The organism is Pseudoalteromonas sp. Angola-30 (genome assembly GCF_028599215.1).
Classification (GTDB): Bacteria; Pseudomonadota; Gammaproteobacteria; order Enterobacterales; family Alteromonadaceae; genus Pseudoalteromonas; species Pseudoalteromonas atlantica.
Genome location: NZ_JAQREI010000006.1, coordinates 1 through 16854, shown reverse-complemented (window position 1 = coordinate 16854; position 16854 = coordinate 1). Strand labels below are relative to the sequence as shown.

The following is a 16854-nucleotide window of genomic DNA, read 5'->3' as shown; positions in this document are numbered from 1 at the left end:
TTTAATGTAAACAAAATCACGCTACAGCTAGGCAAAAAAAGCCCCAAACAATAATGCTTAGGGCTTTTACTTTCTAGAACGTGTTACATGTTACTTATTCTACGCTGTCTGTAATTGTGCGCGTTACACTCATTTTAAAGCCTGAGCTGGTTGTCTCATCGTGCTCTAAAATTAAGATATAGTTACCTTCTTCGGTAAAATCTATATCGCTTTGTTGAATTAACACTATTTGTTGGCCGTTATCTTCGTATACGGCATACACAGTGTAAGCTTCATCATCTACATCAATTTCTTCTTGATCGTATCTATCTAAGCCATCAATTACATTGGTGGCGTCATCAACAGTTTCACCATTTAAGGTAAAGTACACGTCAACTTCGCTTACTGTTTGCCCTGCGTAGCTTTCAATTAGGTTAACAACCGAAATAGTATGGCTGTAGCTGCTAGGTGTTAGGTTTTCCTCAACACTCATCATGCGTAAACCATTATCGACATCGTTGTAAAAAACGCCTACCGCACTTTGCTCGCGCTCTAGGGTCATTAAAAAGTTATCGGCAAGCTTAGTGCCCTCTTCGTCGTACATTGCAACGCTGTAACTGTTTGGCGAAAGCTCAACGTAATCGGTGTAGGTATCGCTTGCTACCGTATTAGTATCGTTAACTGTGGTGCCACGGGTCGTGCTAAAGCTAACTGGCGAGTAATCGTCAACGGTATTTATAAAGCGCAATTGGCCTAACGCTGATTGGTGCTTTAGTGCTGTAACATAGTTATTGTCAGTCACAATATCGAGCGTGATACCGTTTTCTTCTGTTGCATAGCTTGGGCGGATCATGGCTACGTAGCTTTCTTCATCGTAAAAATAAACCGACTCCGACTCATACACTACATCAGTGCTACCTGCCTCAGTGATATAAATTGTGTAGTAACCCTCATCAAGGGTTTGTAAATCTAGTTCACTTAAATACTGTGTTGATGTAAATAGTTCAGCACTTTCAAATACGCCATCATCGGTTGCTAGGTAAATATCGTAGCTAGTGTCTTCACTGGTGATATTGTAAAAACCTAAGTTAAACTCATCTGTATCACTTGAAATGGGCACGCTTAGCTCTGTGAACGTAGGTTCGTCAAAGTTACCGCTCATTACAATTAGTTCGGTTTTGTCACCTTTGATTGATACTTCTTGTTCGCTAATTGTAATGTAGCTGTCGTTTGCATCTAAGTATTCAAAGCTTAAATCGTAAGTGCCGGTGCTGTAATTATGACGCGTGGTTACATCAGCAAAATCAGTGCCTGAGCGCTCAGTTTCGTCTACAAATAAACGCGTATATGGGCTGTTATATGAGCCGTTATATAATTGTACGTAGCCTGTATCACTTGAGCCGTCGCTGCCGCCACAACCAACTAAAATAGACATTAAACTTAGAGGTAAAGCAGCTTTCAACAGAGAGTTGGTCATTAAAGTTTCCTTATTATTAAAATCACTATTATGACTTCTTTGCTGCATTTTAATTTCATAGTTTACAAAGTATTACCCTCGCTGACAGTTCTTTACGAAAACGTTTAAAAGTGTAATAAATGTGCAAATAATAAGGATATTTGCGTAGAAAGCTTAAGGGGCTATTTTATATTGATCTCGGCCATTATTTTTAGCAACGTATAAAGCCATGTCTGCCCGCTTCATTACCTTGTCGAGGGGCTCGTTAGCGCTTTGCAGCGCCATACCAATACTTACGGTAAGCTGTTTGACCTGTTTAACTTTAATATTGTGTGCAATGTCTATTAGTTGCCCACAAAATTCAGCCGCTTGGCTTATATTACCGGTAGGCAAATAGCCGCCAAACTCCTCACCGCCTAAACGAGCAAATACTGCATTATTAACAAATGCACTATTATACTTAGTAGCTAACTGCTGTAGTACTAAGTCACCTTCATCGTGTCCAAACTCATCATTAATAGCCTTAAAATGATCAATATCTATAATTAAAATAACGTAAGGCGTACTAGGGGCAGTTTTAACATGCCGATAAAAATAGCGTCTATTATGTACTTGTGTAAGATCGTCCGTTATCAACTCGTGCGCTAAACGGTTATGTATACTTTGTACAAAACGCATGGTCTTAAATAAGCCATAGGCGGTAAAAAGCATTCCCATGGTTCTGCATAAGTCTTCAAAATAAACACTCATCCAATAAGGCTGCACAACTAATTCATCTATTACATCAGCCGTTGTACCCATACTCCATAGCAATAAACCTAAAGTAGAAAACACGTACGCTTGTTTTGAAAGCTCAGAGCATTGCACTATCCAAAATAAAAATACGAGCACGATGAGATTGCAAAAATCGGTAGTAAAACCATACACATTGTTTTGCACGTTTAAAGGGGGGAAAGTATTTAAAGCATAAAGTGAAAAAACAATAATGTAGAGCAGTAACGCTATACTTACCGCCTTATTTATCCAACTCATTTTATAAAAGTTAGACAGCCTAACGGTAAGTTTTACAGTTTCAATCATAGGGTGGCGCTTTTTAATGCGTTATTAACAAACTATAGCACACCAGAAAAAACCGCTATAAAAGGTTAACTTACCCTGTACTTGCAGGGTTATTTCACCACCTTGAATACAAAGAGTTGAGCAAAGCAGACACAAATACAATGCAAAGCTAAAAACCCACATTTGCATTAGTGTCCACACAGTTTTAGTCGCGCTGAGCAGCTTACTTATAACAACTAAGTATAAAACTATATTAAGGTGCTAAGGCCCCATAAAGCTAATATTAAAATAGTAATAGCAATCATTGCTTTAGTTTTGTGTTTACTGATTATTTGCTCGGCTTTATTACCTGCGTAATATACAACAACGGCTAAACTAAAATAGCGAATTGAACGAGCAATACCTGAGGCTAATAAAAACAAACCAATAGAGTATTTTGTAGCCCCAGCGGCAAGCATCGCAATTTGAAACGGAATGGGCACAATTCCCAGCGTCATTACAAACCAAAAACCTTGGCTTTGCATTTGCTGCTTAACATTTTCAAATTGCTCTTGGCTTGAAAACATTTCAATAACCCAGTCACCTATAGCGTCAAATAGGTAATAACCCAGCGCATAACCAAATAAAGCACCAATCACGCACCCAACTGTTGCCATAAGCGCTATTAACCAAAGCTTTTCACGACGTGCTTGCATAAGAGGCACAAGCACTGCTTCAAGCGGAATAGGGACTATCGTAGATTCTAAAAACGACGCTACGGTAATGCCTGTTAGCATATGTTTAGAATCTATAAAGTGCCGTGTTTTTTCTTTTAGTTTTTTTTGAATAGCCATGTAAATCCCTTAATAATTTGCCATTGTAAGCACAGTGTATAGTAAGAGTATTAAGGTACGCTTAAGCATAAAAAAGCCCGTTATAAAACGGGCTATTATCCATTGTTGTGCGCTATTTAAATGGTTGAGTTATATACGTCAAACTGCATTTGCATAACGCTAGACTGCTCACCTTCAACTAAAGCAATAACACGCGTTTCTCGGCCTTGTAGCTCTGTCGGAATTTTTTTAGTTTCGATAAACGTTTGTTGCGAAATTTGCTCTTCGCTCACATTAAGCGCAAGCAGTGCTGATTTAACCGTTTCAATACGTTTTAACGCTAGCTTTCGGTTGTATTCAAGTGAGCCCTTTTTACTGGTATCGCCTATTAAAATAACACTCAGTAGTGGTGAATTTTCAATAGAGCGAGCAAACTCGGCTACTTTTTGCTTTGCATCAGTAGTAAGTGCATGCTTATCAAATTCAAAGTTAATTACCACCCCACGAGTTGTGCTTATGTTTTCCTCAAGCGGGCAACCGTCGTTATCTGTTACCGCTTTAAAGGGCGTGTCTGCACATTTATCGCGCTCGTTAATAACCCCATCTTGGTCTTGATCAAGCAAATCATTAGACTGTAATTTTTGCTCGTACGGACCTGGCTCAGTAGCACAGGCTGTTAAAAGTAAAGCGGCACTTAATAAAGCTATTTTTTTCATTATTATCTATCTCCAAGCTGCCAAGCATCTGGCTTATCTACTTTTAAGGCACTCACTAAACGACCCGTTGCATTAATTAGTCTGTAACTTGCAATACGTTGATCATACGCTGATTCAATATAGTTTCTTCTTGCAGTAAACAACTCAATTTGCGAATCAAGCACATCTAATAATGAACGACGCCCTAAGCCAAATTGTCTTTCGTAACCTTGTTGTGCCACTTCAGCATAACCAACGTTTTCCTGATAAAACTTCTTTTGCTCGTCTAAAAACACATAAGCATTCCACGCAAAGCTAGTAGCCTCTTTGACCTGTCTGTGGGTTGAATCTTTTACAGCTACAGCTTCTTGATAGCGCCATTTTGCGGCATCAGTATCAGCATTAGTTTTACCGCCGCTGTATAAATCGTAACTCATAGTTAGCATTATACGGCCATTGTCATCTCGCCCAGGCGATCCTGATATATCTCGGTTATCTGCAACATCAAGCTCTAAACTCACTTTAGGCCAATACCCACTTTTCTCTCTTTGTATTTGTTTATCAGCAGCTTGAATATCGTAAATAGCGGCAGCAATCTCAGGATGTGCGCTTTTTGCAATTCTCATAGCCTCTTCTAAAGAGTCAGGTAGGTAATGTGCATCCGCTTTAGGGATAACGAGATCCTCAGGATACTTGCCTACTAAATCATAATAATTTGCTTGTATGTCTAATAAATTATTTTTAGCGGCTAGATAACCAGACTGCGATGTTGCTAAACGTGATTGCACTTGAGCTACATCGGCATCACTTGATAAACCACGTTGGTGGCGCTGCTCAATATCACTTAAAATCTTTTTATGTATTTCGATATTTTTTTCAGACAATTCAATTAATTCAATTGCTTTTAATAAATCTAAATAGACTTGAACAACTTCAAGGCTGATATTTTCTGCCTCAGAGATCAAACCGAGTTGATCGGCGCGTGCTTCGTTATCTAATCTAGCCACCTCAGAAGAAGTGCTAAAACCATCAAACAGCATTTGTGTAATTTTTAAGCCCAATTCTCGGCGGTCTAGTTCTGTGTCAAATTCGCTGCCCGATTTATAATTCACATGCTCATAGCCATAGGCCGCATATAAACGTATTTGCGGTAAGTATTCACTAAATGCACTGCGTTTATCACGATACTTAGCTTCAAAGCTCGCATACTTTTGCATTAAGCGAGGGTTTGTATTTAATGTTTCTGCTACCGACTGCTCTAATGTAAGAGCACTTGCATACCCCGGTGTTAAAGCTAAAACAGAGAGTAATCCTATAATTCGCATTTAATATTCCTATTATGGTTCACGCATGGCATTTGCCTTTGCTCTTAGCAAAGGTTTTAACCAGTAATCTAAAACAGTTTTTTTCCCAGTAATTATATCTACCTGAGTTTGCATACCCGGTATGATAGGCTGCTGAGCAATCTGACTTACGGTGGTTTTTATAAAAGCTTGGTAATAAGCGGTGCCGTCTTCTAAATATTGAGCATCGGCGCTGATATAAGTAACCTCGCCTTCCAATCCGCCATAAATCACAAAATCATATGCAGTAAATTTTACTTTGGCAGGCATGCCCACTCTGATAAAGCCAATATCTTTTGGCTGTACTTTGGTATCAATTAAAAGCTGATCATTTTGCGGCACAATTTCCATCATAACTTCACCAGGGTCGATGACACTGCCGATAGAACGCGAGACTATATTTTTAACCGTTCCTCTTACAGGCGCTCTTACCTGTGCTTTTAACAGCCTGTCCTCAAGCGCTTTACTACTTTGTGAAATTTTGGCCAGTTCATTACTCACTTCATCTAACTGATTTTGTGTATCGGCTAAATAATCAAATACAATCGCTTTACGCTCTTCAAGCACTTGGCTTTTGGCTGCTCTAAGCTGCTGTAGCAGTGCCGTAGCTTGGTTTAGTTCACCTTTCATTGCGATTTCATCGCGTTGTAATTTAACCAGTTCCATTTCAGCAACGGCTCCAGCATCTACTGCGCTTTGCGTTAACTCTACCTCTCTGCTCGTAAGCTTTAAGCTTTGCTTTAACGCTGAAATATTAGCCAGTTGTTCATTACTTGCCTGCTCTTGTTGCAATAAGCTTTGCGTACGCTGCTGTAATTGTGACTCGAGCTGAGTTAAACGAGATGTGTAAGTGTTATAGGCTTGCCTATATACCTCTGGCGACACGCCTTTTCGTGGTATTTCTAGGCGCTGAATTGTGGCTCCAAAACTACTTTTATCATCAAGTTCAACACTTTTAAGCTCTGTTAACAGGCGGTTACGCCTAGCAAGTAAAGACTCACGTTCTTGGCTTGATTCAGCAAATGCGGCCGCAAAGCGAGTTTCATCAATTAAAAGTAGAGGATCGCCCACTTCAACTAATTGCCCCTCTTGTACGAGCACCTCTTTTAATATGCCACCGTCGAGGTTTTCTATTGTTTGTACACGCTGAACAGGAATAACGGTGCCTTGTCCTATAATCACTTCTTCTAGCTTAGCAAACTTGGCCCACAAAACGACTGAAAACAGCAAAATAAAAACAATAATAACCAACCGCTTAGCTTGCTTTGCAGCTTGCAGCTGCCCCATATATAAATCAGCCATTATTTAGACCCACTCCCAATATTGGCATTACTTACTCGCGTTACTTTTTTACTCACCAGTTTTACGCCGCCCGATACTTTTTCGCTAAATAATGATTTTGGGGTTTCTATACTTTTTAATCGGCCATGGTCTATAACAAAAATTCTGTCGCAAATTGAGAGCATTTCTTTACGGTGGCTAGAAATAACCACAGTTTCGGTGCGCTCTTTTAGGGTTTTTATTAATAGTTTTTCGTGCCCTTCATCCATAGCTGAAGAAGGCTCATCTAACAGAAGTAAGGCGTTATTACTTTGTAGTAGCGCTCGTGCAATACAAACAGCTTGGCGTTGGCCGCCAGATAAAAATCGGCCAAATTCGCCCACTTGGGTTTCAAGCCCCGATTCTAAACGATCTATAAAGCGGCTTACGCCAGATTGAACAAGCGCTTTGGTGAGTTCAGTCGGGTTTATGTTTTGAGCACCTAATGTGATATTTTCAAGCACGGTGCCGTAAAATAGGCTTGGGCTTTGTGCTACCCAGCCACTTTGTCTGCGCAGTGCACTCAAAGACCAATGCTTTATATCTATATCGTCTATTAAAAGCTGCCCAGAGGTTGCTCGGAACTGGCCAGCAATAATAGCTAACAAGGTTGACTTACCTGACCCTGCTCGTCCATATAAGCCTATTTTTTCACCTGGCTTTATTTCAAAATTAATATTATGAATAGCTTCGAGCTCTTGCTCATGATATTGAAAACTTAAATAACGAGCTGTAATATCGCCACTTAACGTTGCATCAATAGTACTTTCACCGCTTTGCTGCTCTTGCTCTAACGCCATTATATTTTTAACGGACTCAATAGCCGTTTGAGTTTGCTTGTACTTTAAAACAAGCCCAGCCAACGACGATATTGACCCTGATGCACGCCCACTTAACATAACAATAGCAATCAGTGCGCCCATACTAATATCGCCATTACTAATTAAGTACACACCGAAAACGATTAATCCAATACTGGTAAATTGGCTGAGGCTAGAAACGGTATGCGTTAGAGTTGTTGCACTGTGACGTGATTTATTTTGCCAATCAACCATTTGTGCGAGTGTTTGCTCAAGCTTTTGTTGTGCCCCTGCTTGGCCATTCATTTGCTTAAGCTCAACAAGTTGGTTTAAATTTTCAATTAGATACGCTTGACGCTGGGTAGATAGCTTAGATGCCTGCTCTACGCTTTCATTTAATCTAGCTTGGAGTACAACACTCGTAATAATAACAACACTAAGCACGGCTACAGGAATAAGTACAATTAATCCCCCAAGCCAAAAAATTAAAGCTAAAAACAATAAGGTAAAGGGTAAATCAATAACAGAGACCAAGGTTGCAGAGGTGATAAATTCCCTTACGCTATCAAAATCTTGTACTTGCTTTGCATAAGCACCAGAAGAAGCTGGGCGCTGCTCTAGCCTCATACCGAGTACTTTAGCGTACAACATACTGCTAATACGTAAATCAATTTGCCTGCCTGCGGCATCAGTCAAATGCCCTCGCGCTTGTTTTAAAAGCCAGTCAAATACAATCGCTATTGTTGCACCCGTTGCTAACACCCATAACGTATCCATAGCTGCGTTTGGCACAACACGGTCATACACATTCATGGTAAACAATGGCACCACTAAAGCGAGCAAATTCACAGTTAGTGAGGCCAATAATAATGAGTTATAAAATGGCTTTACCTGATCCCACGCAGGCCTTAGCCAGCTTGGAATACGGGTGTGGAGTTTTTCAGAGCGTTCATCGGTTACATTATCGTGCGATAAGTACCATATAAGCTCTATATCTATGTCTGTTAACTGCTTGGGATTTGCATCATCTTGTGAGCTAAACGTACTTTTACCGCTGTTTTCAAAAAGCCAGAAAAAACCATCTTTATCGAGTACCAAAGCGGGATAAGCATAATGTTTAGGCGTAGTTTGTAGTTGAGCACTTACATTAATGTTACTTAATGCTTGCTCTAAATGATGCGCCGAAAACTCATTACTTGGTAAACCAAGTAACAAGTTGTCGCTTTGATGACGCAAATGCAAGGCATCGGCAATATGCTTACCGAGTGCCAACATTTGTTCCCGGTTAAGGATTAGCTTCATACGTTTTCATCACCACTAGTCATACTCGCAATAGTCTCATCATGTGCAGTGTCGCCACTACCAGACATTTCACTATAATCAGCACCACTGGCACTTGCTGTACGCGCTGAGTTACTTGTAGCCGACTCAGAAATAGTTACATTCACTTCCTCTGTAGCCGCTTGTTGCGTTTCACCATCGAGTGTAGCGAATGCATTGAGCGTTAGCGTGAAGCTATCACCTGCATCGGCGTCAATAATTTCGAGAGCTTCAATATCAGCAATATCAACGGTCCACGTATCACCTACTTTTTCTCCAAAGTTAAAGCTGTATCCATCAGGTAAGCCGGTAATTTCAATATAGCCGGTTTCATCTGCTGCAGGGTTTTGCAAGTCTGCATCTAAGTTTAGGGCAATATTGTTGGTTGAATTACTTGTAACATCGTTTGCGGCAGTCCATACAGGCGCATCAGCTTGAGGCTCTAACTCAATAATAAACTCTGATGATTGTGTATCACCCACACTTGTTACTGTTTCGCCATTAATTTCTGCGCTATCAACTGTTGCTACATCGACACTCATGTTCAATGTACCAAACGCAAGACCACCGGCATTAAAGTCAAAGTTTTCTATTGAACTGCTATCGCTTGTAATTGTTGCGCTAAAGCCGCCATTACCATCACTGGTAAAGAATACAGTTTCACTCCCAATAGTAATAAACGCTTCGCCGTCAATATACTCAAGAGCACTACTGTCCGAATCGGCTGCTATATTAACCGTTAACTGAATTGTCTCTGAGCCATCAGCCTCTTCACTAAATGCTTCAAGGTCAATAGTTATAGTGTCATCTTCTTGCCCGTCGTAGCTTTCAAACGGCTGCTTAGAAAAATCCAATGCGTCGGCTTCTGGGTTTACTACAACCATAAACGAGGCTGAGGTTTGTACAATTTCACCAGGTGATTCGTCTTGTGTTAGCGCATTTAGGGTTAATTCAAACTCACCACTAAAATCAAGCGGCGGTACAATAATTAAACCAGCTAATTGCTCTGCAGTTACGGTCCAGCTTGTGGTGTCTTCACCATTAAAGGTGCCACCGTCTTTACCGTTATTAACAAGTAAATTACCATCAGCGTCTTTTAGTACGGCATCTTTTGGTACGCCCGAAATAGTAATTGATATAGTTTCAGAGCCGTCATCATCTTTTAGAAGCGCGCTTAAGCCTGCTAATGCTATATCGGCATCTTCGCTCCCTTGTGCATCTGCCACTGTTAATACGGCTTCATCGGTTACCGCCTCTACTGCAATACTAATTGTATTAGTAACTTGCGTTGTAGCTGTAGCTGTACCTGTACTTAATTGTGCGGTATCAACTATGGTTGCCGTTATTTGAATATCAATATTAGTTCCTGATTGGTCCTCAATTGGCTCAACGCCAATACCTGCAAGCGCAGCGGCAAACTCTGCTTCTGTCCCGTTATAGGTGTATGTGTTATCGCCGTTGTCGGTAAACATATTATTAGGGTCATATAGCCCCACACCGTCCGGTAAAGTAATAGTAATAGGCTGACTGAAATCAACCTCTTCAACTCCCCCATTTTGCTGAGGGTTTGAATCATCATCCACTTGGTTTAAATCGGTAAATGCTAACGTTAAGCCAAGCGCTGTGGTGCGGTTATCTTCTTTAATTTTGTTAATAGCAGCGCTAAACTCACCACCGTCGGCGACAGGGGTTACATCTATTTCTAAAGATTGAGTGTCATCAATATACTCATCACCACTATCATCATCTACTGCAATAATGGTTACCGGAATGATTAATTGCCCTGAGTAGTCATCGCCTGCACTAGTAAAGCTTAAGTTGCCAAGCGACTCTTCTGGAATAATATATTCAGCAACTTCACCGTCATCTCCAGGGATTGCGATAACACCGTCACCTTCAATAATAAGGCCTTCAGGTAAGCTGTCTGCGCTTATGTAAACAGTCACGGTGTCGTTTTCATCATCAGTCAAGCTGGTATTAATATGGCCTGTAAAATCAACAACTTCATCTTCTACTGCATCAACCACCGAAATTTGTAATTGCCCTACTTCAGAAGCTTCTGAGCTGCTCCCTTCACCTGTTACACTAAAGTTAACCGTAAAGTTGTCACTTAATAATACGGCGTGACTGCCATCGGCTACGCGCGCTTTAACAGTAACATCTATATCACCCGTAGAATTTTGCGCTTCTAAGGTCACATCAGCAAGTAAGTCACTAATTACATCTTGTACTGTGTCACTTGTACCTGCATCAATAGGTATAATCCAACGGCCAGAGCCATCTGGGTACGCCCCATTTGGATGAATCACCTCTATATTTACGCCATCAGGGAGTATTATTTCTATATGAGTAATAACCTCAGAGCCATCAATATCTTCTTCTGTAAAGCTAACAGCACCTGATAAGCTCATTGTTCTGCTTGAGCTCGTTATTGTTTCATCGGTTGCTTCAAGGCGGGTAACAGCACCACTGTTATCGCGCTCGGCACTGCTTTGGGTATCAACTTGCCCGTTTACGGTTACTGTAACTTGACTACTAATGTCTTCGCTCACACTGCCTACATCAGATGTATCGGTCACGGTATAAAGTACATCAACAGTAAGCGTGCCTGAGAAATCCTCATCAGGCAGTAAACGCACTCTATCGCTGGCTAAAACATCCTCAAGTGTTGGGTATTCGTCATTAATTAAATCAGCTAAATCATACCCGCTACCTACACTCACTTCGTTGCCATCAACATACAAGGTAGTGTTTGCTGGTATGCCTGTAATTACGGCACCTGTTATTGTTTCTGACCCGTCGCTGTCGATTAAATCGGGATTAAAGTTAAGTGCAATGCGTGTATCTTCATTACCCTCAGACGTTGTTGCTAGGCTTTGCGTATTATTGTCGATTGTTGGGTTAAAGTTTGTGGTTACAGCAATGTTGTAATCATTAGTATCACCATCAGCTTCTGTTGGAACTACTTTAATATTAAAGTTAACTTCACCACTAAAGTCATCAACAGGCGCTAAATAGTAATTCTCCATCTCTGCAGCCGTTAAGCTGTACATTGGCTTGCCGTTAGCATCAGTACCAACAATTGGTAAATCTGCTGGGTCGCCGTTTACATCAACTAGCATTACCGAGTCTGGTAAGTCAGAAATAACTAAGCTAATTGCTTCTGACTGATCCACATCAGAGGTCACAATTAAAAAGTCTAAACGTAGGTTAGTATCTTCCGTACCTTGGGTGTTTTTCAGCGTAAAGTTGTTTTCATCTACCTCTGCAAATGCCCAGTTATCATTGCTATTTTCTTCATCTAGCTCTGGCGGATCTATTTTACCTATAACAGTTAATTGTAGAGTATCTGGCTGTGTACGTGCTTCTTCACCGGTGCTGGTTTCTGTTGCAATAGCTGTAACCGTAATATCGAAGGTAGCATCGGTTGCACGGCTGGCATCTTCTTTTTGTTTTAAGAATATATTTCCTGCTTGCAGCTCTGTATCACTGACTAGCCAATTTCCATCTGTATCTTGAGTTAATACATTTCCATTTTCATCTACGAGCTCAAAACCTTCTGGTAATTCAACTTCAAAACGCAGTGTTTCTGAGCCATCTTCATCTACAAGTAAACCACTAAATAAATCGATAGCTGGGGTGAGCGCATCTTCATCTACGGTTTGGTTTCGCACAAATAAGCGAGGTTCATCAGCAACAGGAGTTATTTCAACCGTTACTGTTTGCGTGTTTGATGATGCACTATCATCATTTTCAGCTTCAGTAGCAACTGCAGTAATATCAAATGTAAACGTGCCTGCTACGTGCTCTTCGCCAACTACAGTTAAGCTTTGCGCCTCTGCTGCGGTTATTTCATCACCGTTTGATAGTTCACGGCCATCGGCACTAACAATTAAGCCCTCTTGTATATTATTGATTATATAAGTGAGTGTTTCTGATCCATCTGTATCTTGCAGTGAAGCGCCAATATTAATAGTAGCTTCGGTATCTTCTGCTGTTGTGTAACTGTAATCGTTTGTGTCATCCCAATCAGGGGTGTCGGCCACTGACTCAACGGCAATAGTATCACTAGCCGACAACTCTCTAGAGGCACTGCCGATGCCAATTGTCGCCTCTATATTTACAGTTACAGATTGGGTTTCATCTGAACTATTTTGCGCAGGTTGAAAAAATAAGTCACTTATTGTCACTGTATCATCAGCGTTAATTGTAATCGTATCGCCAGTGAATACATAGTAGCCATCAACAATCGTAACGTTAGCCTTATCCGTTGCTAAAGCGTCATTGAGGTAAAGTTCGCCGCCTTGTAAAGAGGCAACTTCTATTCTAATTTCACTCACTGTTTCGTTTTGATCTATGTCTCCCCGGTCAATGCTTATTGTGATTTGGCTACGAGCTGAGTTTACAATGCCATTATCATCAGTTGCATCTTCACGGATATTTTGTGCTGTTACGCTCATCGAACCTTCAGCGTCACTAGTGGTCAGTTCGATAATCGAACCTGTCACTTCATCACCATCGTTATCTATGACGTTGTAAGTAATTTGTTCATTAAAATCAACACTTGCTGTTTGATCAAATGCAGATGTATCAAATACCACTTTACCACTTTCGTATACTCTCAATGTACCTTGAGTATCGTTACCATTTTCATCTTGCAGAGCCACTTCTTTATAGCTACCGTTGGTATCACTGCCTGAATCAAACGCAGTATATTCAGTACCACCGTAATTAAATGAAGACAGTTTGGCACCATCAGCGCCTGGGTTATTATCATTACCTACAAAGTCATTGCTGTTTGTATCTAATAAATCAATAGTCGTGCTTTGCCCCTCGACTAAATTGACTTCAACAGGGTTTGCATCAATTGTTGGTGTATCATCTGTTATTGAAATAGTTACTGACGCGTTATTTGTATCGCCATCAGCATCAACAGCTGTTACATCAAAACTAATATCCTTCGTATTGGCTCCGTTAGCATCAGGATGTTCTATTGCTGTAAATTGCTCGTAAGTGTAAGAGCCATCAGGATTAAATTTAACACGTAAAACATCTTCGCCATTTGCTGTAGCGATATACCAGCCATCAGCGTTTTTATCGTTTAATGTAATTGCATTATTTCCATCTGCAGTAACGTAACCTTCGTTGTTAAAGGTTGTTATAAAGTCATCTACAAGCTTAATCTCAATAATCTCGTCAGAGCCTTGGGTAACACTAATTTGCCCTGTTGCCGTTATTGAGTCATTACCTCTAAGGTTAGCTTCATCAACACTTGTAGCTGAGTTAGCTATTACAGGGTCGGTACCGTCGTTTAATGTCACCGTAACATTACTTGTAACTTGTGAACCATCGGTATCTTCTGTGTACACTGGAATCACTATTTGCGGTGCATCTGTGGTATCACCTGTGTGATCTATTGCACCTGAAATTTCGAATGAAATAGCATAGGTGGCAGAGGTTTGTGCATCAACATTTACATCTGGTAAAGTGATTTTAAAGACCTCGGTTGAAGTGCCTTCTAAAATACCTTGTGCGGTACCGTCGCTATTAACTTGCCAAACAATATTTGTGGTGACAGCATTACCGTTCTCATCGAGCGTAGTTTGCGTTAGCTGATTACCATTACTATCAAGCACCGCTGACCCATCAGTAATACTAACTTGCATGTCCACTACATCATCAAGACCTGCTGTTACTGTAAATGAGGTATCAGTATCAGTATTTGCTTGGCCATCTCCATCTTCGTTATTGTCAGCCACGCTGTTAGGTGTTTCAGAAACATTTAAAGTAATATCATTTTGAGTATGCTCTGCCCCGCCATCATTAACGGTAATGTTTAATGTGGTCGTATTACTGTCCCCATCATTATCGATCACTTCGACTTGCAATGGTACGCTGGTACCTTCTATTGTGTTGTCAAATGGACGATAAAGCGTAAACTCGTATGTTAAGTTTTGATTACTCGTGCCATTAATGTCGGGTAACGTCGCTACAAAAATTGTTTCTGTACCTTCGCCAGTATTTGCCGTTATCGTTCTTCCATCATCACTTAAAGTGTATACAAGCGCGACACCACCGGCAGTTAAATTTGGTTGTGAATCACTAGAGAATGCTAGCGATGTAATTGTGTCACTGCCAACTGTTGTGCTCACGGTACCTTGCTGAGATACGGTGGTGTTATTAGCGGGGTCTAAACCACTTTCGTCAATACTAATAGGTGTTTCTGAGGTATCTTCAACCTGAGGCCCACCGCCATCTTGAACGGTTATGGTTACGTTACCCGCACCGCTGATTGCTGTACCATCACTGTCCTCCCCATTAATAGAAAGCGCAAAATCAATATTCTCTCCATTAGGGTTATCAAGGGGTAAGCTTACTGTTGTTTGAACCTTAGCATCTAAATCTTTGCCATTTGCATCTTGCGTTGCACTTACGCTAAAGCGAATAACTTCGCTGCCATTAGCTGAGCCTGTAATTGTTTTTCCGTCTTCACTTAAAACAAAGGTAATAGCAGAGCCTGAACTTGTTAAGTTAAGCGAATCTAAACTTGCAATAGTGTCATCAAAGGTGATTGAATCGGCAACTAATGCATCAGAGCCTGCTACAACATCAAAGGATTTGTTATTCGTGGTAATAACGCCGTAGTCACTTTCAGTGTAGGTGGTTGCTTGGTTAGTAAAACTGCCCGCACTGCCATCTTGTACTGTAAATGTAGCTGTACTGGTAGAGCTACCTACACCGTCGCGATCTGCTATTGTGTATTCAATAGTAAACTGTGGTGAAGGGGTTGAATCACGATTATCTAGTGCGTTAAAGCTCCAAGTGCCATCACTGTTAACCGTTAACGTGCCTTCATCGGTTACTATTATTGCAGGTGTATCGGCTGTTATGTCATCATAGTCAGTGCCATTAAATGTAACGCTTGTAACGGTTGGCTCGCCCTCTACTACACTGTCGTTAGTGACTAAGCTACCTGTTGATACTCTACCTGCATCAGTGTCTGCTTCGGTGACTGTAAAGCTGTCGTCACTGCTTTGTGGGGCTGAGTCGGTAATCGTAACGGATGTTGGTACAACGACAAGCTCGGTTGTGCCATCGGCATCTGTTTGCAGCGCATCGACAAAAATATCTGTTAGTAAACTTTCACTTTCATGATCAATGGGGGCATGTAACGTGGTAGTAAGCTCACCGCCAGCAAGCGCCACACTTAACACTAAGTTGCCTTGAGAGTCTTTAACTTCTAACGATAAACCATCATTTGCTAAGGTAACAGTTACAGGGTTTCCATCTACCGTTAAGCCTTCAAGGCCAGATTGATTTGTACTTAATGTAAGGTCAGCGTTATCTATTTCTATTGAACTAGTCGCTGAGCTTGTGCCACCACTTGCAGTATTACTTTCGTTTAATGTTTGGCTATCAAGCGCATCTAATGTGGGTGCGATATCTTGCGCTGTGTTTCCTGCAGAATCGGTAACGGTTGCTGTAATAGTCCACGACTGTGTATCATCAAGCTCAGATACATCTATACCGTTAACAGTCCAAGTTCCACCATTTGCTACTGCTGCAGTCACTATTTCACTAGTAGTGCCATCAAAAATCGTAAGTGTAACGATAGAACCTGGTTCAGCATCGGTTGTACCATTTAACGTGGTTACTTCACCGTCTTTAAATGATCTACTGTTAATGCCGCTTTCACCAGTATCAATATCAATATTAATGGTGGTGTCTTTAGTGAAAGTTGTTGAATTAGTCGCTAAATTGCCCTCAATATCAAGTGCGCTCACTTCTGCGGTAATCTCTCCATCAGCAAGTTCTGATATATCAGTGGCGTTGATTGACCACTCACCCGCGGCATTAATAACTACATTTTCGACTGTGACTTTGTCACCATTTACATCGGTAAAGACCACCGTGGCGGTTTGATTTTCATCAGCCTCTTCTATTACACCGCTTACTACAACATTACCCTGCTCATCAGTATTAACAACGTCATCGCCTGCTGCCATTTCAATGGTGGTTGCTGCGGTTTTATCGTGAATGGCTGTGTCTGTATCGGTTGCGGTATTGCCT

Annotated in this window: 8 protein-coding genes; all 8 read right to left on the bottom strand. The window is 41.0% G+C overall.

Going from position 1 to position 16854, the window contains the following annotated elements; all coding sequences use genetic code 11:
• Positions 1-94 precede the first annotated feature (94 nt).
• Positions 95-1456 (bottom strand): DUF4397 domain-containing protein, encoded by a 1362-nt coding sequence (locus PSH54_RS09690; protein ID WP_024033201.1) that lies wholly within the window; start codon positions 1454-1456, stop codon positions 95-97.
• 153 nt (positions 1457-1609) lie between these two features.
• Positions 1610-2515: a GGDEF domain-containing protein gene (locus PSH54_RS09685; protein WP_264390040.1), complete on the bottom strand. Its 906-nt coding sequence runs from the start codon at positions 2513-2515 to the stop codon at positions 1610-1612.
• 227 nt (positions 2516-2742) lie between these two features.
• Positions 2743-3327: a YqaA family protein gene (locus PSH54_RS09680; RefSeq protein ID WP_029772950.1), complete on the bottom strand. Its 585-nt coding sequence runs from the start codon at positions 3325-3327 to the stop codon at positions 2743-2745.
• A 116-nt stretch (positions 3328-3443) separates the two neighbouring features.
• Positions 3444-4022, bottom strand: coding sequence for an OmpA family protein (locus PSH54_RS09675; protein WP_138684499.1), 579 nt, complete (start codon positions 4020-4022; stop codon positions 3444-3446).
• Positions 4023-4024: 2 nt separating this feature from the next.
• Positions 4025-5326: a TolC family outer membrane protein gene (locus tag PSH54_RS09670; protein ID WP_273587415.1), complete on the bottom strand. Its 1302-nt coding sequence runs from the start codon at positions 5324-5326 to the stop codon at positions 4025-4027.
• A 12-nt stretch (positions 5327-5338) separates the two neighbouring features.
• Positions 5339-6646, bottom strand: coding sequence for an HlyD family type I secretion periplasmic adaptor subunit (locus PSH54_RS09665; protein ID WP_273606035.1), 1308 nt, complete (start codon positions 6644-6646; stop codon positions 5339-5341).
• On the bottom strand, positions 6646-8766 hold the full coding sequence (locus PSH54_RS09660) for an ATP-binding cassette domain-containing protein (RefSeq protein ID WP_273606034.1): 2121 nt from the start codon (positions 8764-8766) through the stop codon (positions 6646-6648). The genes PSH54_RS09665 and PSH54_RS09660 overlap by 1 nt, the downstream gene beginning before the upstream one ends.
• On the bottom strand, positions 8763-16854 hold an 8092-nt coding region (locus PSH54_RS09655), incomplete at its 5' end, for a T1SS-143 repeat domain-containing protein (protein WP_273606033.1). The genes PSH54_RS09660 and PSH54_RS09655, both read right to left, overlap by 4 nt.